A 24153-nucleotide genomic window follows, 5' to 3' on the forward strand; every position below is an offset into this window, starting at 1 on the left:
AGGTACGACCCGGCCGCCACCCGGCGCACGTACACGACCGCGGAGTCGTGCCGGGGTGCACGCAGCCGCCACCGCGTCCACGCGGGGCCGCCCATCCGCCACCCGTCGGGGACGGCGAACCGGTCGGCGGTGGCGACGGGTTCCAGGTCGAGCTGATGGTCCAGGGCGGCGGCCACGTAGACCTCCTCCGGAACGCGGTCCGGAGCGGGTTCGGGGGGCGAGGACGCGATGAGGTCGGTGCTCAGGTCCCCGGCCACGACACGGGGGTGACGGAGCAGTCGACGCAGGTAGGCGGTATTGGTGACACAGCCCAGCAGCAGGTAGCCGGCCAGGGCCGCGTCCATCCGGCGCAGCGCCTCGGCGCGGTCGGGGCCCCACGTGATCACCTTGGCGAGCATGGGGTCGAAGGCGGAGGTCACCTCGCCGCCCTCGGCGATCCCCGAGTCCACCCGAACCCCGTGGCCGGAGGGCTCGGACAGGGCCAGGATCGGTCCGCCGCTCGGCAGGAAGCCCCGGTCGGCGTCCTCGGCGTAGATCCGCGACTCCACCGCGTGGCCCTCGAAGCCCACGTCGTCCTGGCCGAACGGCAGCGGATCGTCCAGGGCCACACGCACCTGGAGTTCGACGAGGTCGACGCCGCGTACGCCGCCGACCGTCACGACCTCCTCGGTGACCGGGTGCTCGACCTGCAGGCGGGTGTTCATCTCCAGGAAGGAGAAGGACAGTTCGCCGTCGCCCGCGGACTCGGCGATGAACTCGACCGTGCCCGCCCCCTCGTAACCGCAGGCCCGGGCGGCGGCGACCGCGGCCCGGCCCATCCGCTCCCGCTGGGCCCCGGTGAGCAGTGGTGAGGGCGCCTCCTCGACCACCTTCTGGTGGCGGCGTTGCAGGCTGCACTCGCGCTCGCCCAGGTGGACGACGTTGCCGTGGCGGTCGGCCAGCACCTGGACCTCGATGTGGCGGGGGCGCTGGACCAGGCGTTCCACGAGCAGCGTGGCGTCCCCGAACGAGGCCAGCGCCTCCCGGCGCGCCGCGGCGGCGTCGGCCAGCAGCGTGTCCGGGGAGTGGACGGCCCGCATCCCCTTGCCGCCCCCGCCCGCGGAGGGCTTGATGAGCAGCGGGTAGCCCGTGGACTCGGCCGCCACCACCAGCTCCTCGTCCGACAGCGGCCGTCCGGGCTTCTCGGTGAACCCGCCGAGGACGGGCACCCCGGCGGCGGCGACGGTGTCCTTGGCGCGGATCTTGTCGCCCATCGCCTCGATCGCGGAGGCGGGCGGGCCGACGAACGTGAGGCCCGCGTCCGCGCAGGCCCGGGCGAAGTCGGCGTTCTCGGACAGGAAGCCGTAGCCGGGGTGGACCATCGTCGCCCCGGCCTCCAGGGCGGCGGCGACGATCGCGGGGGCGTCCAGATAGCCGTCGACCCGCAGGGCCAGGTCGGCGGCCAGGGTGTGCGGCGCGTCAGCGTCGGCGTCGGTGTACACCGCCACCGATCCGATTCCCATCCGCCGTAGCGTGCGCAGGATTCTCAGGGCGATCTCGCCCCGGTTGGCGACGAGTACGGTCGCCGTGGGTACGGAGGTCGTGGTCACGGGTTCCTCACATCCGGAAGACGCCGTAGCCCACCGGCTCCAGCGGCGCGTGGCGGGCGGCGGACAGGGCCATGGCGAGCACCTCGCGGGTGTCGACGGGGTCGATGACGCCGTCGTCCCACAGGCGGGCGGTGGAGTAGTAGGGGCTGCCCTGATCCTCGTACTGGTCGCGGATGGGCGCCTTGAACGCCTCCTCGTCCTCGGCCGACCACTCCTCGCCCCGGGCGGCCAGCTGGTCGCGGCGGACGGTGGAGAGCACGGACGCGGCCTGTTCGCCGCCCATCACCGAGATCCGGGCGCCCGGCCACATCCACAGGAACCGGGGGGAGTAGGCGCGGCCGCACATGCTGTAGTTGCCCGCCCCGAAGGATCCGCCGATGACCACGGTGAACTTGGGGACGCGGGCGCAGGCCACGGCGGTGACCATCTTCGCGCCGTGCTTGGCGATCCCGCCCGCCTCGTAGTCGCGGCCGACCATGAAGCCGGAGATGTTCTGGAGGAAGACCAGGGGGATGCCGCGGCGGTCGCACAGCTCGATGAAGTGGGCGCCCTTGAGCGCCGACTCGGCGAACAGGATGCCGTTGTTGGCGATGATCCCGACCGGGTGGCCGTGCAGGTGCGCGAACCCGGTGACCAGGGTCGTGCCGTACTCGGCCTTGAACTCGGTGAACTCGCTGCCGTCGACGATCCGGCCGATGACCTCCCGCACGTCGTAGGGGGTGCGGGTGTCGGAGGGGACCACCCCGTACAGCTCCTCGGGGTCCAGCTCGGGCGGGCGCGGTTCGCGCGTCTCCCAGGCCGGGGGGCCGGGCGGCCCCAGGGTGTCGGCGACGCGCCGCACGAGGGTGAGGGCGTGGGCGTCGTCGTCGGCCAGGTGGTCGGTGACGCCGGAGACCCGGGAGTGCAGGTCGCCTCCGCCCAGCTCCTCGGCCGTGACGACCTCCCCCGTGGCGGCCTTGACCAGCGGGGGCCCGCCCAGGAAGATCGTGCCCTGCTCGCGGACGATGACCGCCTCGTCGCTCATCGCCGGGACGTAGGCGCCCCCGGCCGTGCACGAACCCAGCACGGCCGCGATCTGCGGGATGCCGAGCCGGGACATGGTGGCCTGGTTGTAGAAGATCCGTCCGAAGTGCTCGCGGTCGGGGAACACCTCGTCCTGCATCGGCAGGAAGGCGCCCCCGGAGTCGGCGAGGTAGACGCACGGCAGGCGGTTGTGCAGAGCCACCTCCTGCGCGCGCAGGTGCTTCTTGACCGTCATCGGGTAGTAACTGCCGCCCTTGACCGTGGCGTCGTTGGCGACCACGACCACGGGGCGACCGGCCACCTGTCCGACGCCCGCGATCATCCCCGCCCCCGGCGCGTCCTGCCCGTCCTTCCCGTACAAGCCGTAGGCGGCCAGCGGGGAGATCTCCAGGAACGGGGAGCCGGGGTCGAGGAGGAGGTCGACGCGGTCGCGCGGTAGGAGCTTGCCGCGTTCGACGTGGCGTGCCCGGGTCTTCTCCGGGCCGCCCAGGGCTGCGGTGGCGATCCGTTCCCGCAGCTCCAGGGCGAGGGCGCGGTTCGCCGCGTCGTTGGCGGCGAACGCGGGTCCGGCGGTGTCGACCGCCGAACCGAGCACGGATGCCCTGCTCATGGTGTCCTCTCGTGGAGGGATGTTAATGCTCACTAACTTCTGTGATGTTAATAACTACTAACATGGGTGTCCAGAGGCGGGGCGGCGCGCCGCCGCGGAATCGACGAGAGGCGGGGCGGATGGGGCCGAGACCGACGATCGAACGCCGAACGGCGATCCTGGGCGCGGCGGCCCGACTCTTCGCCGAACGCGGGTACCGGGGCGTGACCATCGACGAACTCGGCCGGGCCGTGGGCACCACGGGTCCCGCGCTGTACCGGCACTTCCCGGGAAAGGAGGCCCTGCTCGGCGAGGTCCTCGTCGACATCAGTGAACGGCTCGCCCGGCGCGGCGCGGAGCTCGTGGCACGCGCCTCGGCCCCTGAGGAGGCCCTGGAGCTGCTCCTGCGCGGCCATATCGCCTTCTCACTGGACGAACCCGCGCTGATCACCGTCCACGACCGGGAACTGGGCAACCTCACGGAGGCGGACCGCCGCCGCGTCCGCCGACTACAACGCGGCTACGTGGAGGAGTGGGTGGACGTCCTGGCCGCGCTGCGTCCCAAGGCCTCGCGCGTCACCCTGCGCGCCGCCGTCCACGCCACCTTCGGCCTGCTCAACTCCACCCCGCACAGTCTGGGCGAACTGCCACGCGACCGGATGGCCGAGCTCCTGCTGACCATGGGCACCGCCGCGCTCACCGTTCCCGAACCGCCGCCCTCCGCCGGGGCTTTGGGCCCCGCGTCCGCGCGTTGACCGTACCTTGACCGGCCCCCGGGTAGGCCACGCCTCGGACACGTCCCCGGGGCCCCGACCTCCGGGGACGCGAAAGCGTGGACGAGGGGGGAGTTCCATGGTCGAGGGCCCTGGACGAAGCGGTGAGCCGATCACCACCACCAACGCGGGTACGCCCGTGGCCAGCGACGAGCACTCGCTGAGTGTGGGCCGGGACGGGCCGCTGGTCCTGCACGACGCCTACCTGATCGAGAAGATGGCCCACTTCAACCGGGAACGCGTCCCGGAGCGGGTGGTGCACGCCAAGGGCAGCGGCGCCTACGGGACCTTCCGGGTGACGAACGACGTCAGCGAGTTCACGCGGGCGGACGTGTTCCAACCGGGCCGACAGACCCCGATGCTCGCGCGCTTCTCCAGCGTCGCGGGCGAGCTCGGCAGCCCGGACACCTGGCGGGACCCGCGCGGATTCGCGCTGAAGTTCTACACCCGCGAGGGCAACTACGACATGGTCGGCAACAACACCCCGGTGTTCTTCATGCGCGACCCGCAGAAGTTCCAGGACTTCATCCGCTCCCAGAAGCGCGACCCGCGCACGGGGCTGCGCGACAACACGATGCAGTGGGACTACTGGTCGCTGTCCCCGGAGTCGGCGCACCAGGTGACCTGGCTCATGGGTGACCGGGGCGTCCCGAAGAACTTCCGCCACATGAACGGCTACAGCTCGCACACCTACATGTGGGTCAACGCCGAGGGCAGGCGGGTGTGGGTCAAGTACCACTTCGTCACCGACCAGGGCGCCGACTTCCTCACCCAGGCCGACGCCGACCGGCTCGCCGGGGCCGACGCCGACCACTACCGGCGCGACCTGTACATGGCGATCGAGCGCGGCGACCACCCGTCGTGGACGCTGAAGGTGCAGATCATGCCGCTGGAGGACGCGGCGGACTACCGGTTCAACCCCTTCGACCTGACCAAGGTGTGGCCGCACGGCGACTATCCGCTGATCGAGGTCGGGCGGATGACGCTGGAGGAGAACCCGGAGAACCACTTCATCCACGTCGAGCAGGCGGCCTTCGAGCCGTCGAACCTGGTACCGGGCGTCGGTCCGTCCCCGGACAAGATGCTGCTCGCCCGCCTGTTCTCCTACCCCGACACGCACCGGTACCGGATCGGCGTCAACTACGACGAGCTCCCGCCCAACCGGCCGCGCGTGCCGGTGCGCTCCTACTCCAAGGACGGGCGGATGCGCTCCTACCCGCCGGGGACCGGCCAGGTGTACCACCCGAACTCCTTCGGCGGCCCCGACGCCGGGGACCAGACGGGGGTGGACCCGACGGGCTGGCAGGTCGAGGCGGGGGGGCTGGTCCGCGAGGCCTACAGCCGGCACCGGGACGACGACGACTTCGTCCAGCCCCGGGCGCTCATCAACGACGTCATGGACGACGCGGCCAGGGCGCGCCTGGTGTCCAACATCGCCGGACACATGTCCACGGTCACCGACCAGGGCGTGCTCTCCCGCGCGCTGAAGTACTGGCGTGACATCGACTCCGACATCGGCGAGCGCGTGGCCACCGAGCTCAACGGCGGCTGAACGGGACCACGAGGGCGGGGCCACGGGAGTTTCTCCCGCGGCCCCGTCGGTTCTGTCAGGATCCTGTGGGACGTCCCGCCTCGGCGGAGGACCCCGATCGCGCGCTCTCGGCGCGCTGGCGGGGCACCGCGGCCGTGGTCTCCAGCACCTCGCCGAGGAAGTTCGCCGCGAGCACGAGAGCGGCCCGGTTGGCGTGGGTCTCGCGCAGAGCGTCCAGCATCATGAAGTCGTGGATCATGCCCTGGAATCGCACCGCCGTCACCGGGACCCCGGCCTCGCGCAGCCTGTTGGCGTAGGCCTCGCCCTCGTCGCGGAGCACGTCGGCCTCCCCGTTGAGCACGAGGGCGGGCGGCAGGTCGCGCAACCGGTCGATCGAGGCGCGCAGCGGTGAGGCGGTGATCTCGGCGCGCTGCTCCGGGTCCTGGGTGTACTGGTCCCAGAACCAGATCATCCCGTCCCGGTTGAGGAAGTAGCCCGTGGCGAACTCACGGTAGGACCCGGTGTCGAAGTTCGCGTCGGTGACGGGGTAGAACAGGGCCTGCCCCCGCAGGTGCACGTCACCGCGCTCCTTGGCCATCAGGGTCATCGCGATCGCCATGTTGCCGCCCACGGAGTCCCCGCACACCGCCATGCGTTGGGCGTCCAGCCCCCTGTCGGCGCCGTGGCGCGTCACCCACCGCGCGACGGTGTAGTTCTGCTCGATGGCGGTCGGGTACCTGGCCTCGGGCGAGCGGTCGTACTCGGGGAAGACCACCGCGGCCCCGGTGCGGACGGCCAGCTCCCGGACGAGGCGGTCGTGGGTGCGCGAACTGCCGAAGACCCACCCGGCCCCGTGGATGTAGAGGATCGCCGGAAGCACTCCGGTGGCGCCGGACGGCCGGACGACGCGTACCGGGACCTGCCCGGTCGGTCCTCCCGAGATCGTGGTCCACTCGGCGTCGACGTCGGGCTTCATCACTCCGTAGCCGCTCTGGACGTTCTCCAGGACCTCGCGGCCCTCGTGCGGCGGGAGCTGGTAGATGAACGGCTCCGTGGAGTTGGCGTCGGCGAACGCGCGCGCCGCGTCCTCCAGCACGATCTTTCTTGCGGTCATCGCTGTGTCTCCCGTGGGATGAATCGGTGTCGGATCGGTGCGGCGCGACCGCGCCGCGGTCGGACGTGCGGTGCGCGGTGTGCGGTGTGCGGTGTCCACGCGTGCCGCACCCCCCGAGGCGGGCGCCCCGGGGGGTGCGGTGTGAACCGCGGCTCAGACCAGGCCGCCGACGGGGTCGGTCGACCCACCGACCGTGTCCTCCACGCCGCCGACGGGTTCGGTGACGTCCTCGACCGCGCCGGTGTCGACCGCTCCAAGGGTGTCGAGAGGGTCGTCCGTGGCGAGGAGCCGCTCGATGACCGCCAGCGCGTCGGGGTCGCTCAGCAGCTCGACGGCGTCCGGGTTCGACAGGAGCTCCTGGACCGCCGGGTCCTCCAGCAGGGCCGCCGCTTCCGGCGACAGCTCGGGGACGTCCCCGGCCGCCGCCTCAGCGGTCTCGGTGACCCCCTCGGTGGTCTCCTCCACCGTCTCCACCGGGTCGTCCGGCGGCTGGGCGAGGGCACTTCCCAGCCCGACGACGGACAGTCCCCCGGCCAGTGCCGAGGCGACGGCGATCTTGGTGAACGCACGCATACGCGTTCCCTGCTCCCTTCGGTCTCACGTGGTCATGCATTCTGTGATCTCATAACCACACACAGTCAACAAGTGTCCGTCTTGTCAGGTCATGTGTGGGTTACGGGGTGCTGAAGTGCCCGTATGGCTTTCGTGGACACGGACAAAGGTCAATAAAGGCGCGCAAACCTCTCGTGCGGGTCGTCCTCGCGGGGCCGTACGGACACCCGCCGACGGGTACGCCCGCGTTCGGTGGTGACCAGACGCGCAGAAGGAACGGTGAACTGATGTCTCGGCCTCGTATCGTGGTGGTCGGAGCGGGTTTCGGCGGGCTCCACACCCTGCGTCACCTCGAACGCCGAATCCCGAGGGGGATGGCCGACATCGCCCTCGTCGCCCCGCACGACTACATGCTCTACAGCCCGCTGCTGCCCCAGGTCGCGTCCGGGCTGCTCACTCCCCAGTCCGTCGCGATGTCCGTGCACCGGCTCACCCGCGACACCAGGCTCATCCCCGGACACGCGGTGGGGGTCGACACGGCGGACCGGACGGTCGTCGTCCGGCGCTCGACCGGTGAGCTCGCGCCGTGCCCCTACGACCGCCTGGTCCTCGCGCCCGGCGGGCTCACCCGGTCCTTCGACATCCCCGGGCTGACCGAGCACGCCTACGGAGCCAAGACCCTCGCCGAAGCCGTGCTGCTGCGCGATCACATACTCGCCCAGTTGGAACTGGCCAACGACAGCCGCGACCCGATCGAACGGGAGGAACGCTGCCGGTTCATCGTGGTCGGGGGCGGCTACACCGGAGTGGAGACCGCGGCCTCACTGTTGCGGCTCACCGAGGAGGCCGCGCGCCGGTACCCGGAACTGCGGTCGGCGATCAGCTGGCACCTGGTCGACATCGCACCCAAGGTCCTGCCCGAACTCGGCGACCGCCTCGGCCGCAAGGCGCTCGACATGCTGCGCGGCATGGGCATCGAGGTCAAGCTCAAGGTCACCGTCCGTGACGTCACCGCGGACAAGGTCGTCCTGACCGACGGGCGAGCCCTGCCCTGCCGCACCCTCATCTGGACGGCCGGTGTCGCGCCGAGCCCGCTCATGGAGACGCTGGACAAGCCCACGGAGCGCGGGCGACTGGAGGTCGGCGCCGACCTGCGGGTCCCCGGACTGGACGACGTGTTCGCGCTCGGCGACGCCGCCGCGGTTCCCAATCTCGCCCACACGGAGCACACCTACTGCCCTCCGACCGCGCAGTACGCCAGCCGTCAGGCCGCCACGGTCGCCGCGAACGTGGTCTCCTCCATCCTCGGGCGCCCGCTCCAGGAGTTCCGGCATCGTGACATGGGGCTGGTCGTGGACCTGAGCGGCAAGGACGCGCTGGCCCGCGTGCTCAAGTTCGACCTGAGCGGACCGCCCGCGCTCGCGGCCACACGCGGCTACCACCTGGCGTCCGTGCCCTCCACGCCCGCCCGAGCCCGGATCCTGGCCAACTGGGCGATCCGCGCGTTCACCGGGGGCGAGGTGTCCCGACTGGGGTTCGCGGACGACGGTAGGCCGTCCTCGTTCGTGGACAAGGAGGCTGTGGACTACCTGGACGTGGACACCTCGCGCAGGGAGGGCGCCCGGCTGATGGAGAACCTGCGCGCGCGTTTCGGCGAGGACTGAGGACCGGGCTCTGGCGGTTCGCCGTCACCGGGGCCCGGTGCCCCCGGAGTTCCGCCTGTGTTCGGGACCTTCGGGGGAGCTGAGGTCCCGGAGACGGCGCCAGGGGCGCTCAGCCCCGTCCGCCGCCGCGGGACCAGGGCCGGGCCGAGCGCGAACAGGACGGCGGGGACCGTTGCGGCCGCGATGACCGTCATCCACGGGTGCTCGCGCAGCCACGCGCGCCGGTTCTCGGCCAGCGCGAAGAGCACGGCCCACCCGACCCAGAGACAGGAGCCCGGCGAGCCGCGTGACCACACCACCGACGGCCGACCGGGTTCCACCACCCATGGGCCGAGGAAGACGGCGGGCACGGAGGCGAGCGCCGACACGAGCACGGGCACGGCCAGTCGGTGTTCGATCTCGCGGGAACGGCTGTTCTCCTGGGGCGGAGGACGGGAGGGTGGGGGACATGCGGCACGTTCGTCGCGCCGCGCGGGCCGAGGGGAGGCCGCGGGGGCCGGGGGTCAGGAACGGACCAGTCGGGCGATCGCTTCGGAGGCCTCGCGGACCTTCTCGTCGGCCTCGTCGCCGCCACTGGCGACGGCGTGCGCGACGCAGTGCTTGAGGTGTTCGTCGAGCATGGACAGGGCGAAGGAACGCAGTGCCTTGTTCACCGCCGAGGTCTGGGTGAGGATGTCGATGCAGTACTGGTCGTCCTCGACCATGCGCTGGAGGCCGCGGATCTGTCCCTCGATGCGGCGCAGTCGGTTGATGTGACTCTGCTTGTCGTTGCTGTAGCCGTGCGTTGCCGCCATGTCGCCGTTTCCGTGTCGTCCCTGTTCAGATGCGATGAGTATACCCCTACGCGGTATTCAATGGCTGAGGGTTCGGGTGTATTCCTCCGATGCGCGCGGCCGGAGTGCGCGCGTTCCGGCCGGTTCGGCGTGGGGAGGTTCTCCACGCGAATCGGGTGGGGGCGCCCGCTCGCCGGCTCTCGGTTCCGGTCCTTGAAGTTTGCCCGATCTTGACGCGTGTCGTCGTCTGGTGCTCCGGCCGCGCCCACATCTGCTGGCTAACGTTGGACAGTCTGGCCAGCATTAACTACATAGGGTGATTCTTTGAATACGCTTAGTGAAACTGTGCTGAGAAAGGCTCGGACAGGCGCTGTCGCGTCGGTCTCGGCGCTGACTGCGTCCGGGCTGATCGTCGTCGGCGCCACCTTCGGCATGCCCAAGGTGGAGGCCCAGCCCGCGACGCCCTACGCGACGAGCACGTGGGCCCAGCTCACGCTGGATCCGGACGTCTACGGTCCCGGAGCCGTCACGGGCAGCCGGGGCGTGGTCGAGGTCGGCGGCGCCGACGCCACGGAGGAGTGGGTCGTCGGTTCCGGGCCCGCGTCGGTGATCGACGCCAACGTCCCCTCCGCGACGGGGACCGCCGTCGTGGAGACCACCCTCAACCCGTCGAGCGCGCGTGCCAGGGCCGACGGGGCGTTCACCCAGTTGCTGGTGCCGCAGCCCGAGGGTACGGCCGGACCCGCCCAGGTGATCGTGAACGAGGGGACCCCGGCCGCTGGCGGACTCACCCAGGTCCTGGACGTCGCCACCTGGCAGAACAGCGTCAACTGCACCTACCCGCACGACCCCATCTTCCTGACCGCGGCGGTGTCCGTGTCGGTCTTCGGGCGGTCGGTCCCCGTCTCCCAGCAACTCCAGACGACCGCCCTCGACTTCACGGGTGACTACGGGCCGGGGACGTCCGGTGTCCGGGTCTCCGTGACCACCCAGCAGGTCCAGGAAGTCGAGGGGAGCCGGGGGCACGCGGAGCTCGCCCTGTCGGCCACGGCCCGACTCCTGGACGAGAGCGGGCAGCCCACCGGAGAGACGGTGATGCTCTTCGACCTGGTCCTGGGCGATGTCACGATGGACTGCGCTCCACTGGACCCGGAGCCCAGCCCGAGTCCGGAGCCCTCGCCGTCTCCGAGCCCGAGTCCCAGTCCTTCTCCGAGCCCTGAGCCGAGCCCGGAGCCCAGCCCGAGTCCGGAGCCGAGTCCGGAGCCCTCGCCGTCTCCGAGCCCGGAGCCGAGTCCGGAACCGACTCCTTCGCCCACCCCGGAGCCTTCGCCGGAGCCCAGCCCTGAGCCGTCTCCGAGCCCCAGCCCGGAGCCCAGCCCGGAGCCTTCGCCGGAGCCCAGCCCTGAGCCGTCTCCGAGCCCCAGCCCGGAGCCCAGCCCGGAGCCCAGCCCTGAGCCTTCGCCGGAGCCCAGCCCTGAGCCGTCTCCGAACCCGACGCCGTCGCCGACGGACGATCCGTACTACCCGTATGACTCCCACCGCCTCTCGCACGAGGACGGTCGGGCGGTGGTCGACGCCGAGTCCGGCACGGACACCGGGCCTGACGCGGGTGTCGGGTCCGACGTCGAGACCGAGTTCGGGACGGGCAGCGCCGACGAGTGGACGGTGGTCCAGCCCGAGGGCGGTTTCGGTGACCGTCTCGCGCTGACCGGGACCGGGATCGCCGCCATGGTGGTCGCCGGACTCGTGGTCGTCTCGGCCGGTGTCACCGCGCTGATCGCCGCTCGGAGGCGCCGGAGCTGATCCGGTCTGCCCCGGGCCCGTGCCCCGGGCCGAAACCGCGGGCGGCGGATGCGCGTCAACACGTGTACACCGGCGTAGTGAGGGGGCGTGCCACGGGTACGCCCCCTCCGCCACGGAGAACACGAAGGAAGCGCATGATCGCCACCCTCACCGGCCTGGGGCTGTCCTCGGCGTCGGGGCTGAACGCCTACATTCCCCTCCTCCTGGTCGGCCTGCTCGCCCGCTTCACCGACCTCGTCCCCCTCGGGTCCACCTGGTCGTGGCTGGAGCACCCCGTCACCCTCGTGTGCCTCACGGTCCTTCTGGTGGTCGAGTTCGTCGCCGACAAGGTCCCCGCCCTGGACAGCCTCAACGACGCCGTCCAGACCGTGATCCGCCCCTCCGCCGGAGGCGTCACGTTCGGCGCGGGCGCGACCTCCGTCGAGCTGTCCGACCTGGGCGCCACGGCCGCCGCTGACGGCGTCGACTGGAGCGCGGTCCTGGCGGGGGGCGTCGTCGCACTCGTCTTCCACGTCCTCAAGGCCGTGTCCCGGCCGGTGGTCAACACCCTGACCGGTGGTGTGGGCGGCCCGGTGGTCTCCGTGATCGAAGACGTCGTCAGCGCCGTCACGGCGGTTCTGGCGATCGTGCTGCCGATCCTCATCCTCATCGTGTTCCCCTGCATGGTCCTGACCGGTGTCTGGGCCGTGCGGCGCAGGCGCCGGCTGAGGGCGCGGCGGCGTGAGGAACGCGCCGCCGGACGGGACGTGACCTGAGACGACCAGGGGGATGACCGGGTGGCGGGGTGGCGAACGACGCATTCCGGTGTCGACCCGCTGCCCATAAGGTGCTCACAATGGCTGAGACGACTTTTGACCGACGCGACATCACCCACATCGTCTGGGACTGGAACGGCACCCTCCTGGACGACAACCACGCCAACCTCGCCGCGGTGAACGCCGTGTGCGCCAGGTTCGGCCGCGCGCCCGTGGAGATGGAGTACTGGCGCTCCGTGTTCCGGCGTCCCCTCATTCCCTGCTACGAGGACCTGCTGGGCCGTGCCTTCGAGGACGGTGAGTGGGACGAGGCCGAGGAGCTCTACGATCGCAGCTACCTCGAGCACCTGCCCCGCTGCACACTGGCCGACGGAGTACCGGACGTGTTGCACGACTGGGTCGGCGGCGGAGGCACGCAGTCACTGCTGTCCATGGCCTCCCACGAACACCTGGTCCCGCTGATCGCCGAGCGCGGCCTCGACGCGCACTTCACCCGCGTGGACGGTCGCCGATTCGCGACCGTGAAGGACTCCAAGGCCGAGCACCTCGTGCACCACCTCGACCGGCAGGGGGTCGACCCCGCCAAGGTCGTGCTGATCGGGGACATCGACGACGACGCGCGCGCCGCGCACGAGGCCGGGGCGAACGCGCTCCTGGTCGCCAGCGGGCTCATGGCCCGGGAACGGCTGGAGGCGACCGGGGCCACGGTCGTCGACTCGCCGGTCGCCGCCGTCGCGGCCCTGCGTGGAGTCTGACCCAGAGTCACTCCGCGTGACGTCCGGTCATCCCATCACACGGCCTTCCCGTGGTCGTCAAGATGGCCTTCCCACCCCCTCGCGCCCTTGTGTGGGTGGACCCTCCACATCTCCCACACGGCCGTGGTGACCTGCGATCCCGTCGCCGGATCCGGGTCCGGCCCCGCCCTTCGCAACCCCGAGGGGCGGGGCGGAAGCCCGACCACACGGTGGTGTTATATGGGTCTCACATTCACACACAGCCATGCGACTGGGAAGGCTGGCCAATGACGGAGAGCAGCGTGCCCCGTGTGCTCTGGGAGCCGGACGAGGCCACGGCCGACTCCTCGAACATCGTCGCGTTCGCCCGCTGGGCGACGGAACACAAGGGGGTCCGCGCCTTCGGCGAGGGCGCGACCACCCTGGAGGCGTTCGACTACGACGCCCTGTGGCGATGGTCGGCCACCGACATCGAGGGGTTCTGGCAGGCGATCTGGGAGTACTACGGAGTTCGGTCGCAGACCCCCTACGAGAGCGTCCTCGCCGAGCGGATCATGCCGGGCGCGCGCTGGTTCCCCGGCGCCACCCTCAACTACGCCCGGCACATCTTCGAGGGCCGTGACGACGACGCGGTCGCCATCCGCCACGCGACCGAACTGCGTCCCCTGGGCGAGTGGACCTGGGGCGAACTGCGCCGCCGCACCGCCGCGATCGCCGCCGGCCTGCGTGAGCGCGGTGTGGGCCCGGGCGACCGGGTGGTCGCCTACCTGCCCAACCTGCCCGAGACCATCGCCGCGTTCTACGCGGTCGCCTCCCTCGGCGCGGTGTGGTCCTCCTGCTCGCCCGACTTCGGCGTGCGCAGCGTCATCGACCGGTTCGCGCAGATCGAACCGAAGGTGCTCCTGGCCGTGGACGGGTACCGCTACGGGGGCAAGGACTTCGACCGCCGCCCCGTCGTGGCGGAGCTGCGTGAGGCCCTGCCCACCGTCGAGCACACCGTGCTGCTGGACTACCTCACCCCCGGCGCCGAGGTGGCGGACACCGAGCCCTGGAGCGCGCTGGAGGGCCCCGCGTCCGCCGACGGCGCCGAACCCGAGCTGGAGTTCACCCCCGTCCCCTTCGACCATCCCCTCTGGGTGCTCTACTCCTCCGGCACCACGGGCCTGCCCAAGGCCATCGTGCACGGCCACGGCGGGATCCTCCTCGAACAGCTCAAGAACCTCCACCTCCACCTGGACGCCCGCGAGGACGACCGGGTCTTTTGGTTCACCACCACGGGCTGGATGATGTGGAACTTCCTGGCCAGCGTGCTGCTGACCAAGGCGTCCATCGTCCTGTACGACGGCAGCCCGGCCCACCCGTCGCCCACCACCCTCAACGGACGGCCTTCGGCCGCGGAACCTCCCATGCCGGACCTCGGTGCGCTGTGGGACCTCGCCGAGCGGGCTGGCGTCACGGTCTTCGGCACCAGTGCGGGGTTCCTGTCGTCCTGCATGAAGGAAGGCGTGCGCCCGTGCCAGGGGCGTGACCTGTCCGCGCTCCGCGCGATCGGCTCCACCGGGTCCCCGCTCAGCCCTGAGGCCTTCACCTGGGTGTACGAGGAGTTCGGTGACGACCTGTGGCTGTTCTCCACGAGCGGGGGCACGGACGTGTGCAGCTGCCTGGTCGGCGGCACGCCCACCCTGCCCGTGTACGAGGGCGAGATCCAGTCCCGGGCGCTCGGCTTCGCCGTGGCCTCCTGGGACCCGGACGGCAAGGAGCTCGTCGGCGAGGTGGGCGAGTTGGTGGTCACCCAGCCCGCCCCGTCCATGCCGGTCCGCTTCTGGGGAGACCCGGACGGCGAGCGGCTGCGCGACAGTTACTTCTCCGTCTACCCGGGGATCTGGCGGCACGGGGACTGGATCGAGATCACCGACCGGGGGACCGCGATCATCTACGGCCGCTCCGACTCGACCATCAACCGCGGCGGCGTGCGCATGGGCACCAGCGAGATCTACCGTGCCGTCCTCGCCCTGGACGAGGTCGTCGACGCCCTGGTCGTGGACGTTCCCCAAAAGGACGGGTCGTCGAAGATCGAGCTGTTCACCGTCCTGCGCCCCGGCGCGGACCTGGAGGGAGACCTGCCCAAGGAGATCGCCCGTCGGGTGCGCACCGACTGTTCACCCAGACACGTGCCCGACCGCGTCCGCGCGATCAGCGCCGTTCCACGCACCCTGTCGGGCAAGGTCCTGGAGGTCCCGGTCAAGCGGATCCTCATGGGGGAGAGCCCCGACAAGGTGGTCAGCCGCGACTCGCTGGCCAACCCGGAGGCGCTCGACTACTTCACCCGGCTGACCGACCGCCCGTCCGGCCAGGCCTGAGGCGTCGGCCTCCCCGCGGGTGCGTCGGACCACGCGCCCGCGGGGTTGGGCCGGATGAAAGTATGGGCATAGCCTGACGAACGTGGCCCAGAACCGATCCGACGACAGTCCCAGAGCCGCCACCGACTCCACGGTCCCCAGCCCCAGGATCGACGGTATCGACGCCGCCCGAGCCCTCGCCGTGTTCGGGATGTTCACCGTGCACCTGGGGGTGGCCTCGGTCGGGCTGTTGCCCGAGGACGGCGCCACCGCCCTGTACACGTTCGTGCGCGGCAACTCCTCCGCGCTCTTCGCCCTCCTGGCCGGACTGTCCCTGGCCTTCATGACCGGCCGCACCACGCCCTCGGACGGTGAGGCGCTGCGCGGCGCCACCGTACGCGTCGTGACCCGCGCGGCGGTCATCGGCCTGCTGGGCGTCCTCCTCGACCTGATGGGCGTGCCCGTCGCGATCATCCTCACCTACTACGCGGGCTACTTCCTGCTGGCCCTGCCGCTGGTGCGGCTCCGCGCCGGGGCGCTGTGGGCGGTGGCGGGCGTGCTCGCGGTCGTCGGTCCAGCCGTGTCGTTCGCGCTGCGTTCGGCCATGGGGGCGCCCGAACCCCGGCTGTCCTCGCTCGGTTCGGTCACCGAGTTCCTCCTGACCGGCTACTACCCGGCGATCACCTTCATGGCCTTCGTGTACGCGGGCATGGCGCTCGGCCGCACGGACCTGTCCGCCACCGCCGTGAGGTGGCGGCTGCTCGCGGTGGGCGCGGGGCTGAGCGTGTTCGCCTACGGGGGATCGTGGCTCCTGCTGCACCCGCTGGGCGGGTTGGATCGCCTGGCGGTGGCGGGAGGACCGATGACGGTGGGCCGGCCCTCGACCGTGGCCACCGATCCGGTGCTGTTGGAGTCACTGCGCGCCGGGGTGGAGGATGAGATGTACTCCATCTCCGGTCAGGTGCCGACGGACAGTTGGTGGTGGCTGGCGGTGGGCACACCGCACACCGGCACCACGTTCGAGATCGCCCAGGCGGTGGGCCAGGCGCTGATCGTCATCGTGGCGTGTGTGTGGCTGGCCGAGCGCGCGCGCCGGCTCATGTACCCGCTGTCGTCGGTGGGGCGGATGCCGCTGACCGTCTACACCGGCCATCTGTTCGCGATCGCCGTCGTCATCGGTCTGTCGAGCGGGGAGTGGCGCTCTCCGTGGCTGCTGGAGTGGTTCGTCCTGGGGGCGGCCGTGTTCGCGGTCCTGTGGCGGATCGCCGTGGGGCGGGGGCCGTTGGAGTCCCTCCTGGGCGTGATCGCCGACGGGGTGGACGTGAGCGTGGCGGAGGCCAGACAGGCGAGGGGCGGCTGAGGCCGGTCACCGGGCCCGTTCCCCGGGAGCGGGTGACCGCGGTGGTCCTTGTACGGGTGCCGTCAGGGCTGCCTGCGCCCCGGCGAGGAACGAGCGTCCGGCCCGGCCGAGACGGCGGGCACCGCCTACGTCCGATCCGGGCGGGTGATGTGGTCGGCGGTGCGGTCCCGGTGGGCCAGGGAGTCGGTCGTGGTCCGGGTGTTCTGCTGGATCAGCCGCCGCGCGTCGTCGGCGGCCGACCGTGCCACCTCCGGACGCGCCACCGGCCGGTGGGCGACCTCGGCGTCCTCGGGCAGGCCGATGTCCATGGGCAGCCCCGCGCGGCTGATCACCCGCAGCTGCGCCGCCTCCTGGGACCTCGAGGGGCGGATGTCCCCGTCCGGGGTGCGCCAGGCCCCCAGGCGGGCGCGCAGCCAGTCCGTTCCCTCCGGCCCCTTCTCCCACGGCGTGTGGTCGGGGCGGTGGGCCAGCGCGTGCCGCACGTCGGCCAGGGTCCACCCGGCGGAGAAGAAGCGCGCCGTCTCCCGCCGCAGGGTCGGGAAGTCGACGCGACGCAGTGACGGGTCCTCGCGCCGCAGCCACTCGCAGGCCGCGTGGACGTCGTGCGGTGTGTGCCGAGGGCGGTTGAGCGGGTCCTCCTGTGGACCGCGCAGCAGCGCGTCGTCCACGGTCACGATCACCTCGCCACGGCGGGTGTCCCAGATGCTGACCTCCTCGCGCGCCCATCCCTGGGACTCCACGAGCGCCGCGGCCATCCTGCGCAGGTCGATCTGGTCGTCACTGCTGATTCGGAACTCCGCCATGCCCACAGATTACTGGCGGCCGCTCATGTGATGCAGATCACACCTGCGCCACTGTCGCCCTGTAGGTGGGGTCTCGTGTGTTTATTCCTTGAACACAAGGTTTCTATGTTGTGCCTGACTTGTGCCTTGCATCACTAGTTTGTTTACACTTCTTGAAGTTGTGAGCGCCATCATCCGGCGTTTTCCTCAAGTTGACGATGGCAAGGAGATCACGTGAGCACCACGTCACCGGCGAGACCGAGGATGTCGGCCGGCCCTCACCTGCGTTACGTCGTCTTCATCGCCGCGGCGGCGGCGATGGGCGGTTTCCTCTTCGGCTACGACAGCGCCGTGATCAACGGGGCGGTCGAGGGGATCCGGGGCAGGTTCGGTGTCGGGTCGGGGCTGCTCGGCGCGGTCATCGCCATCCCCCTGCTCGGCGCGGCGGCGGGCGCCATGGCCGCGGGCCGCCTGGCCGACCGCGTCGGCCGGCCCAGGGTCATGCAGTTCGCCGCGGTGCTGTTCACGATCAGCGCGCTGGGCTCCATGCTGCCCATCGCGGTCTGGGACCTGGCGTTCTGGCGCGCCCTGGGCGGTGTGGCCATCGGGATGGCCTCGGTCATCGCCCCGGCCTACATCGCCGAGGTGGCGCCGGCCGCCTACCGGGGGCGGCTCGCCTCGTTCCAGCAGGCCGCGATCGTCCTGGGCATCGCCATCTCCCAGCTGGTCAACTGGGGGCTGCTCGCTCTCGCCGGGGGCGAGCAGCGCGGCACGCTGATGGGCCTGGAGGCCTGGCAGGTGATGCTGGGCGTCGAGGTGGTTCCGGCCGTGGTCTACGGACTGCTGGCGCTGCGCATCCCCGAGTCGCCGCGTTACCTGGTCGCCCGGGGGCGGAGGGAGGAGGCCAAGCGGGTGCTCGCGACGGTCGAGCCCGCCGGTGTCGACCTGGACGCCGAGGTCGCCCGGATCGACGAGCGGATGCGCAGCGAGCACAGGTCCACGCTCCGCGACCTCATGGGCGGTCGCGCCGGTCTGCTGCCCATCGTGTGGGTCGGTATCGGCCTGTCGGTCTTCCAGCAGCTGGTCGGCATCAACGTGATCTTCTACTACAGCTCCTCGCTGTGGCAGTCGGTCGGTGTCGACCCGAGCGGTTCCTTCCTCTACTCGTTCACCACGTCGATCATCAACATCATCGGCACCGTGATCGCGATGCTGCTCGTCGACCGGGTCGGCCGCAAGCCGCTGGCCGTGGTGGGTTCGGCCGGTATGGCCGTCTCGCTCGGCCTGGCGGCGTGGGCGTTCTCCTTCACGACCGAGACCGCCGCCGGGATCGCCCTGCCCGATCTCCAGGGCGCCGTCGCCCTGGTCGCCGCACACGCGTTCGTGCTCTTCTTCGCCCTCTCCTGGGGCGTGGTCGTGTGGGTGATGCTCGGCGAGATGTTCCCCAACCGCATCCGGGCCGCCGCCCTCGGTGTCGCCGCGTGCGCGCAGTGGGTCGCCAACTGGCTGATCACCGTCAGCTTCCCCTCGCTGTCGGAGTGGAACCTGTCGGGTTCCTACGTGCTGTACGCGCTGTTCGCCCTGCTCTCGATCCCGTTCGTCCTCCGGTGGGTGCCCGAGACCAAGGGCCGCTCGCTGGAGGAGATGGGATGAGTCCGGTCTAGACCGCGCTCCTCGTCTCGGCGGGTGGCCTTCGGGGGCGAGGGGCGATTTATGGGGGTTTTCGCGGCCAAATTAGAGGATCATCCTAATGCTCCATCTCTGTCGGGTTGGATGCTCCTCCAACCTTGGTCGGCGCGGTCCGCGCGGGTACTGACGCCCGCGCGGACCGGGGTTATGGTGACTGCCTGACGGCCCGGACGGGATGCCCGTACCGCGCCGGAGAGCCCGTTTCCGCTGGCCACAGCGGAACACACCGTTCCATCGAGCTGTAGGTGCCCGTGCCCCACACCGCATTCGAGGCCACGACCAACCGCGCGCTCCGGGTCTTCCTCCACGGACTCCCCGGCGTTGACGAGGTCGGAGCGCGGACCCGTGCCCAGGACCTGGCCACACGGTCCATCAAGACCACCGCCAAACGGCAGGCCATCGACCTGGCCATCCGGATGGTGGACCTCACCACTCTGGAGGGCGCCGACACGCCCGGCAAGGTCCGCGCCCTGTGCGCCAAGGCCGCCCTCCCCGATCCGGCCGACCGGACCGTTCCCAAGGTGGGCGCCGTGTGCGTCTACCCCGACCGCGTCGCCACCGCCGTCGAGGCCCTGCGGGGCACCGGCATCGGCGTCGCGTCGGTCGCCACGGCCTTCCCGGCCGGGCGCGCGCCCCTGGAGGTCAAACTCGCCGACACCCGCTGCGCGGTGGCCGACGGCGCGAGTGAGATCGACATGGTCATCGACCGCGGCGCCTTCCTGTCCGGCGACTACAAGAAGGTGTACGACGAGATCGTCGCGGTCAAGGAGGCCTGCGCGACCGCGCACCTGAAGGTCATCCTGGAGACCGGCGAACTGGTCACGTACGACAACGTCCGCCGCGCCTCCCACCTGGCCATCCACGCCGGCGCCGACTTCATCAAGACGTCGACGGGCAAGGTGTCCCCGGCGGCCACCCCGCCCGTCGTCCTGGTCATGCTGGAGGCCGTGCGCGACCACCACGCCGCCACCGGCAGGCACGTGGGCGTCAAACCCGCGGGCGGCATCCGCACCTCCAAGGACGCCATCCGCCAACTGGTCATGGTCAACGAGGTCGCCGGTCCCGACTGGCTGTCCCCCGACCTGTTCCGCATCGGTGCCTCCAGCCTGCTCAACGACCTGCTCATGCAGCGCACCAGGCTCAGCACCGGCACCTACCCGGGCCCCGACTACTACACGCTGGACTAGAGCCGTGATCTTCGACTACGCGCCCGCGCCGGAGTCCCGCTCCGTCGTCCGCCTGCGCGACACCTATGACCTGTTCATCGACGGTGAGTTCACCCCCGCCGAGGGCGCTGGGACCCTGCCGACGGTCAACCCCGCCGACGAGACCGAGCTCGCCCGCTTCGCGGTCGCCGGGGAGGCCGACGTCGACCGGGCGGTGGCCGCCGCCCGCCGCGCCCACGACACCGTGTGGAGCCGGATGTCCGGCGCCGAGCGCGGCAAGTACCTCTTCCGGATCGCCCGGATCATCCAGGAACGCTCCCGTGAGCTCGCCGTCCTGGAGTCGATGGACAACGGCAAACCCATCAAGGAGACCCGCGACGTCGACCTCCCCCTGGTCGCCGCGCACTTCTTCTACTACGCGGGCTGGGCCGACAAGCTCGCCCACGCGGGGCTCGGCCGCGACCCGCGCCCCCTCGGCGTGGCCGCCCAGATCATCCCGTGGAACTTCCCGCTGCTCATGCTCGCGTGGAAGATCGCCCCGGCCCTGGCCACCGGCAACACGGTCGTGCTCAAGCCCGCCGAGACCACGCCGCTGAGCGCGCTGGTCTTCGCCGAGATCTGCCAGGAGGCCGATCTGCCCCCGGGCGTGGTCAACATCGTCACCGGCGCGGGCGAGACCGGGCGGACCCTCGTGGAACACCCCGGCACCGACAAGGTCGCCTTCACCGGCTCCACCGAGGTCGGCCGCCAGATCGCCCGCTCGGTCGCGGGCACCGGCAAGCGCGTGACCCTGGAGCTGGGCGGCAAGGGCGCCAACATCGTCTACGACGACGCCGCCGTCGACCAGGCGGTCGAGGGGATCGTCTCCGGCATCTTCTTCAACCAGGGCCACGTGTGCTGCGCGGGGTCGCGCCTGCTGGTCCAGGAGTCGATCGCCGACGAGCTGCTGCCCAAGCTCAAGGAGCGGATCGGCAAGCTCCGACTCGGCGACCCGCTGGACAAGAACACCGACATCGGCGCGATCAACTCCGCCGCCCAGCTGGAGCGGATCCGGGAGCTGACCGACACCGTCGAGGAGGAGGGCGTGCAGCGCTGGTCGCCGTCCTGCGAGCTGCCGTCGGCCGGCTACTGGTTCGCCCCCACCGTCCTCACCGGCGTCAGCCAGGCACACCGTGTCGCCCGCGAGGAGATCTTCGGGCCGGTGCTGTCCGTACTCACCTTCCGTACCCCGGAGGAGGCGGTGGCCAAGGCCAACAACTCCCCGTACGGACTCTCCGCGGGCGTGTGGACGGAGAAGGGCTCCCGCATGCTGTGGACGGCCGAGCGCCTGCGCGCGGGCGTCATCTGGTCCAACACGTTCAACAAGTTCGACCCGACCAGTCCCTTCGGCGGCTACAAGGAGTCGGGATACGGCCGCGAGGGCGGACGGCACGGTTTGGAGGCCTACCTTGGCTAAGCAGCGCAGGACCGCTGAGGCGCCGAAGCCCCCGCGCCTGGCGGTCCGCAAGACGTACAAGCTCTACCTGGGCGGGGCGTTCCCGCGTTCGGAATCGGGCAGGTGCTACCCCGTGACCTCCACCGACGGCGACCACCTCGCCAACGCCGCACTGGCCTCCCGCAAGGACGCGCGCGACGCCGTCGCGGCCGCGCGCAAGGCCTTCGGGGGCTGGTCGTCGCGCACCGCCTACAACCGGGGACAGATCCTGTACCGGGTCGCCGAGGTCCTGGAAGGGCGCCGCGACCAGTTCGCCGCCGGTGCCGAGCGTGCCCAGGGGCTGTCGCGCGCCGCCGCCGACGAGGCCGTCTCGGCGGCGATCGACCGCTGGGTCTACTACGCGGGCTGGACGGACAAGGTCGCCCAGGTGCTGGGCGGCGCCAACCCCGTCTCCGGCCCCTACTACAACCACTCCGCCCCCGAGCCGACGGGCGTCGTGGCCGTGTTCGCGCCGCAGGGCGCCCCGCTGCTCGGACTGACCTCCGTGCTGGCGCCGGTCATCGCCACCGGCAACACCGCCGTCGTGGTCGTCTCCGAGAGCGCGCCCCTGGCCGCGGTCGACCTGGCCGAGGTGCTGGCCACCTCGGACGTGCCGGGCGGCGTGGTCAACCTGCTCACCGGACGGGTGCCGGAGATCGGTCCGCACCTGGCCTCGCACGCCGACGTCAACGCCCTGGACCTGACCGGTGCCGGGGACCTGGCGGCCGAGTTCGAGGAGGCCGCGGCCACCACCCTCACCCGGGTCCTGCGGCCCGGGCCCGGTGCCGACGGGGGAGAGGACGCCTGGCTCGATCCCGACCCGGGCACCGCCCGGATGACGCCGTTCCTGGAGACCAAGACGGTCTGGCACCCGATCGGGGTGTAACACTGGCGGACCGGGGCCCGTCCGGGTCCCGGTCCGACGCGGCCAACGAGGAGCGATCGTGGCGACCCACACACCGACCGAGCGCCCGGGCACGGCACGCGTGCGCGGCCTGCGCCTGGTCCGGCTCGACCGGACCGCAGCGGAGGTCGCCGTGCTGCGGGAGACGGTGCTCCGCCACCGCCTGGCACCCGGACAGTCCCGGTACACCGGACTTCCGGTACAGACCCTGCCGAGCGCCGACGCCGACCCCGCGCGCGTCCCGTTCGCCGTCGTGCGCACCGGCGCCGACGCCGCCGATCCCGAGACGGCGCGCGAGGCCTGCGCCGGTTTCGGGATCGTCGACCGGGTCGGCCACCTGCGCGACCTGGTCGACACGCCGGAGCACGCGGTGCTCCTACGCGCCTTCTACGTCATCCCCGCGTGGCAGGGTCTCGGTGTGGGCAGGACAGCCTGCTCCGCGCCCCTGCTCGACCTGCTCGTGGCTGGGGTAGCTCCCCGCGCCACGGAGATCGTGCTGTGCGTCAACGAGGCCAACGAGGTGGGTCGGCGCACCTACCGGTCGGCCGGGTTCGCCCCCACGGGGCGCACCCACCTCGACGACCTCAGCGGACCGCAGCTCGTCCTGTCCCGGCCCGTGCGCACGGGAGCGTGCCACCGTCCTTTGCCGAAGCCTCGGCCCGAACGAACGGAGAACCAGCAGTGACCCGCACACCCCAGGCCATCGCCGAGGAAGCCGCGACCGAGCTGCGCTCGCGTACCGGAGTGGACAGCTACGACGTCGCCCTGGTCATGGGTTCGGGCTGGGCGCCCGCCGCCGACCTTCTGGGCGAGTCCACCCACGAGGTGGCCACGGCCGAGCTGCCGGGCTTCCTACCGCCCGCCGTCGACGGCCACAGCGGCACGCTGCGCAGCGTGCGCGACGGGGAACGGAACCTGCTCGCCTTCCTGGGCCGCACCCACCTGTACGAGGGGCACGGCACCGACGCCGTCGTGCACAACGTACGCACCGCCGTCGCCGCCGGGGCCACGACCATCGTGCTCACCAACGCCGCGGGCGGCATCAACCCCGACTACTCCGTCGGCTCGCCCGTGCTCATCTGCGACCACATGAACATGACGGCGCGCTCACCTTTGACCTGCGCCGAGTTCGTCGACCTCAGTGAGACCTACAGCCCCAAACTGCGGGCCCTGGCCCGCGAGGTCGCCCCCGAGCTGCCCGAGGGTGTCTACGCGGCGATGCCCGGTCCGCACTTCGAGACGCCCGCCGAGATCCGCATGCTGCGGGCCATGGGCGCCGACCTCGTCGGCATGTCCACCGTGCTGGAGGCCATCGCCGCCCGCGCGGCCGGCGCCCAGGTCCTGGGGATGTCCCTGGTCACCAACGTGGCGGCCGGGCTGGAAGGCGCAAATCTGGACCACGAGGACGTGCTGGCCACCGGGCGCGACGCCGCCGGGACGGTCGGCCGCCTGCTCGCCGACATCGTGGCCAAGCTCTAGCCGGTGTTCGTGCGGGGCCTGCCGCTTCGGCCCGCCCGTCGCCCGCCACCGCCCGGGACC

At 71.4% G+C, this 24153-nt stretch carries 20 protein-coding genes; 14 read left to right on the plus strand and 6 right to left on the minus strand.

Going from position 1 to position 24153, the window contains the following annotated elements:
• A partial coding sequence (locus D471_RS0107025) for an acetyl-CoA carboxylase biotin carboxylase subunit (protein ID WP_017597957.1) occupies positions 1-1589 on the minus strand: 1589 nt, incomplete at its 3' end.
• Positions 1590-1596: 7 nt separating this feature from the next.
• Positions 1597-3207, minus strand: a complete 1611-nt coding sequence (locus D471_RS0107030; protein WP_017597958.1) for a carboxyl transferase domain-containing protein — start codon at positions 3205-3207, stop codon at positions 1597-1599.
• Positions 3208-3341: 134 nt separating this feature from the next.
• Here D471_RS0107030 and D471_RS33320 point away from each other — a divergent pair, with 134 nt between their 5' ends.
• Positions 3342-3956: an SACE_7040 family transcriptional regulator gene (locus D471_RS33320; protein ID WP_017597959.1), complete on the plus strand. Its 615-nt coding sequence runs from the start codon at positions 3342-3344 to the stop codon at positions 3954-3956.
• Between the two features lie 97 nt (positions 3957-4053).
• Positions 4054-5526 carry a catalase gene (locus tag D471_RS0107040; protein WP_017597960.1) on the plus strand — a complete coding sequence of 491 codons (1473 nt, stop codon included), beginning with the start codon at positions 4054-4056 and terminating at the stop codon, positions 5524-5526.
• 55 nt (positions 5527-5581) lie between these two features.
• Here D471_RS0107040 and D471_RS0107045 read toward each other — a convergent pair whose 3' ends face one another.
• Entirely contained in the window at positions 5582-6619 is a 1038-nt protein-coding gene (locus tag D471_RS0107045) for an alpha/beta hydrolase (RefSeq protein WP_017597961.1), read from the minus strand.
• Between the two features lie 153 nt (positions 6620-6772).
• Positions 6773-7192 carry a hypothetical protein gene (locus D471_RS33325; RefSeq protein WP_017597962.1) on the minus strand — a complete coding sequence of 140 codons (420 nt, stop codon included), beginning with the start codon at positions 7190-7192 and terminating at the stop codon, positions 6773-6775.
• Between the two features lie 266 nt (positions 7193-7458).
• Between D471_RS33325 and D471_RS0107055 the strand changes: the two genes are divergently transcribed.
• Complete coding sequence (locus tag D471_RS0107055) at positions 7459-8835, plus strand: NAD(P)/FAD-dependent oxidoreductase (RefSeq protein ID WP_040688694.1); 1377 nt, start codon at positions 7459-7461, stop codon at positions 8833-8835.
• A gap of 503 nt (positions 8836-9338) precedes the next feature.
• Here the strand turns inward: D471_RS0107055 and D471_RS0107060 are convergent.
• Positions 9339-9629, minus strand: a complete 291-nt coding sequence (locus D471_RS0107060; RefSeq protein WP_017597964.1) for a metal-sensitive transcriptional regulator — start codon at positions 9627-9629, stop codon at positions 9339-9341.
• Positions 9630-10040: 411 nt separating this feature from the next.
• Here D471_RS0107060 and D471_RS39365 point away from each other — a divergent pair, with 411 nt between their 5' ends.
• The 5 genes from D471_RS39365 to D471_RS0107085 all read left to right on the plus strand — a co-directional run bounded on the left by D471_RS39365 (position 10041) and on the right by D471_RS0107085 (position 16599).
• Positions 10041-11411, plus strand: a complete 1371-nt coding sequence (locus D471_RS39365; protein ID WP_152486239.1) for a hypothetical protein — start codon at positions 10041-10043, stop codon at positions 11409-11411.
• Between the two features lie 134 nt (positions 11412-11545).
• Positions 11546-12166, plus strand: a complete 621-nt coding sequence (locus D471_RS0107070; protein WP_017597965.1) for a DUF4126 domain-containing protein — start codon at positions 11546-11548, stop codon at positions 12164-12166.
• A gap of 80 nt (positions 12167-12246) precedes the next feature.
• On the plus strand, positions 12247-12921 hold the full coding sequence (locus D471_RS0107075) for an HAD family hydrolase (RefSeq protein WP_017597966.1): 675 nt from the start codon (positions 12247-12249) through the stop codon (positions 12919-12921).
• Positions 12922-13187: 266 nt separating this feature from the next.
• Positions 13188-15260 carry an acetoacetate--CoA ligase gene (locus D471_RS0107080; RefSeq protein WP_017597967.1) on the plus strand — a complete coding sequence of 691 codons (2073 nt, stop codon included), beginning with the start codon at positions 13188-13190 and terminating at the stop codon, positions 15258-15260.
• An 82-nt stretch (positions 15261-15342) separates the two neighbouring features.
• Entirely contained in the window at positions 15343-16599 is a 1257-nt protein-coding gene (locus D471_RS0107085; protein ID WP_017597968.1) for a heparan-alpha-glucosaminide N-acetyltransferase domain-containing protein, read from the plus strand.
• Positions 16600-16724: 125 nt separating this feature from the next.
• Here D471_RS0107085 and D471_RS0107090 read toward each other — a convergent pair whose 3' ends face one another.
• On the minus strand, positions 16725-17402 hold the full coding sequence (locus D471_RS0107090; protein WP_017597969.1) for a hypothetical protein: 678 nt from the start codon (positions 17400-17402) through the stop codon (positions 16725-16727).
• Between the two features lie 243 nt (positions 17403-17645).
• Here D471_RS0107090 and D471_RS0107095 point away from each other — a divergent pair, with 243 nt between their 5' ends.
• The 6 genes from D471_RS0107095 (at position 17646) to D471_RS0107120 (ending at position 24093) form a co-directional block, all read left to right on the plus strand.
• Positions 17646-19034 (plus strand): sugar porter family MFS transporter, encoded by a 1389-nt coding sequence (locus D471_RS0107095; RefSeq protein WP_017597970.1) that lies wholly within the window; start codon positions 17646-17648, stop codon positions 19032-19034.
• A 281-nt stretch (positions 19035-19315) separates the two neighbouring features.
• Positions 19316-20257 (plus strand): deoxyribose-phosphate aldolase, encoded by a 942-nt coding sequence (deoC, locus tag D471_RS0107100; protein WP_017597971.1) that lies wholly within the window; start codon positions 19316-19318, stop codon positions 20255-20257.
• Between the two features lie 4 nt (positions 20258-20261).
• The gene (locus tag D471_RS0107105) at positions 20262-21692 is read left to right on the plus strand and encodes an aldehyde dehydrogenase family protein (RefSeq protein WP_017597972.1); all 1431 of its coding nucleotides are present in this window, start codon (positions 20262-20264) and stop codon (positions 21690-21692) included.
• Positions 21685-22596, plus strand: coding sequence for an aldehyde dehydrogenase family protein (locus tag D471_RS0107110; protein WP_026127491.1), 912 nt, complete (start codon positions 21685-21687; stop codon positions 22594-22596). The genes D471_RS0107105 and D471_RS0107110 overlap by 8 nt, the downstream gene beginning before the upstream one ends.
• 58 nt (positions 22597-22654) lie before the next feature.
• Positions 22655-23299 carry a GNAT family N-acetyltransferase gene (locus tag D471_RS33335; RefSeq protein WP_017597974.1) on the plus strand — a complete coding sequence of 215 codons (645 nt, stop codon included), beginning with the start codon at positions 22655-22657 and terminating at the stop codon, positions 23297-23299.
• On the plus strand, positions 23296-24093 hold the full coding sequence (locus D471_RS0107120; RefSeq protein WP_017597975.1) for a purine-nucleoside phosphorylase: 798 nt from the start codon (positions 23296-23298) through the stop codon (positions 24091-24093). Before D471_RS33335 ends, D471_RS0107120 begins: the two co-directional genes overlap by 4 nt.
• Positions 24094-24153 lie beyond the last annotated feature (60 nt).

The organism is Nocardiopsis lucentensis DSM 44048 (genome assembly GCF_000341125.1).
Taxonomy (GTDB): domain Bacteria; phylum Actinomycetota; class Actinomycetes; order Streptosporangiales; family Streptosporangiaceae; genus Nocardiopsis; species Nocardiopsis lucentensis.

Excerpts from the sequence above, each read along its gene's own strand:
- D471_RS33320 (WP_017597959.1), top strand. The coding sequence starts at position 3,342 with ATGGGGCCGAGACCGACGATCGAACGCCGAACGGCGATCCTGGGCGCG.
- D471_RS0107040 (WP_017597960.1), top strand. The coding sequence starts at position 4,054 with ATGGTCGAGGGCCCTGGACGAAGCGGTGAGCCGATCACCACCACCAAC.
- D471_RS0107045 (WP_017597961.1), bottom strand. The coding sequence starts at position 6,619 with ATGACCGCAAGAAAGATCGTGCTGGAGGACGCGGCGCGCGCGTTCGCC.
- D471_RS33325 (WP_017597962.1), bottom strand. The coding sequence starts at position 7,192 with ATGCGTGCGTTCACCAAGATCGCCGTCGCCTCGGCACTGGCCGGGGGA.
- D471_RS0107055 (WP_040688694.1), top strand. The coding sequence starts at position 7,459 with ATGTCTCGGCCTCGTATCGTGGTGGTCGGAGCGGGTTTCGGCGGGCTC.
- D471_RS0107060 (WP_017597964.1), bottom strand. The coding sequence starts at position 9,629 with ATGGCGGCAACGCACGGCTACAGCAACGACAAGCAGAGTCACATCAAC.
- D471_RS39365 (WP_152486239.1), top strand. The coding sequence starts at position 10,041 with ATGCCCAAGGTGGAGGCCCAGCCCGCGACGCCCTACGCGACGAGCACG.
- D471_RS0107070 (WP_017597965.1), top strand. The coding sequence starts at position 11,546 with ATGATCGCCACCCTCACCGGCCTGGGGCTGTCCTCGGCGTCGGGGCTG.
- D471_RS0107075 (WP_017597966.1), top strand. The coding sequence starts at position 12,247 with ATGGCTGAGACGACTTTTGACCGACGCGACATCACCCACATCGTCTGG.
- D471_RS0107080 (WP_017597967.1), top strand. The coding sequence starts at position 13,188 with ATGACGGAGAGCAGCGTGCCCCGTGTGCTCTGGGAGCCGGACGAGGCC.
- D471_RS0107090 (WP_017597969.1), bottom strand. The coding sequence starts at position 17,402 with ATGGCGGAGTTCCGAATCAGCAGTGACGACCAGATCGACCTGCGCAGG.
- D471_RS0107095 (WP_017597970.1), top strand. The coding sequence starts at position 17,646 with ATGTCGGCCGGCCCTCACCTGCGTTACGTCGTCTTCATCGCCGCGGCG.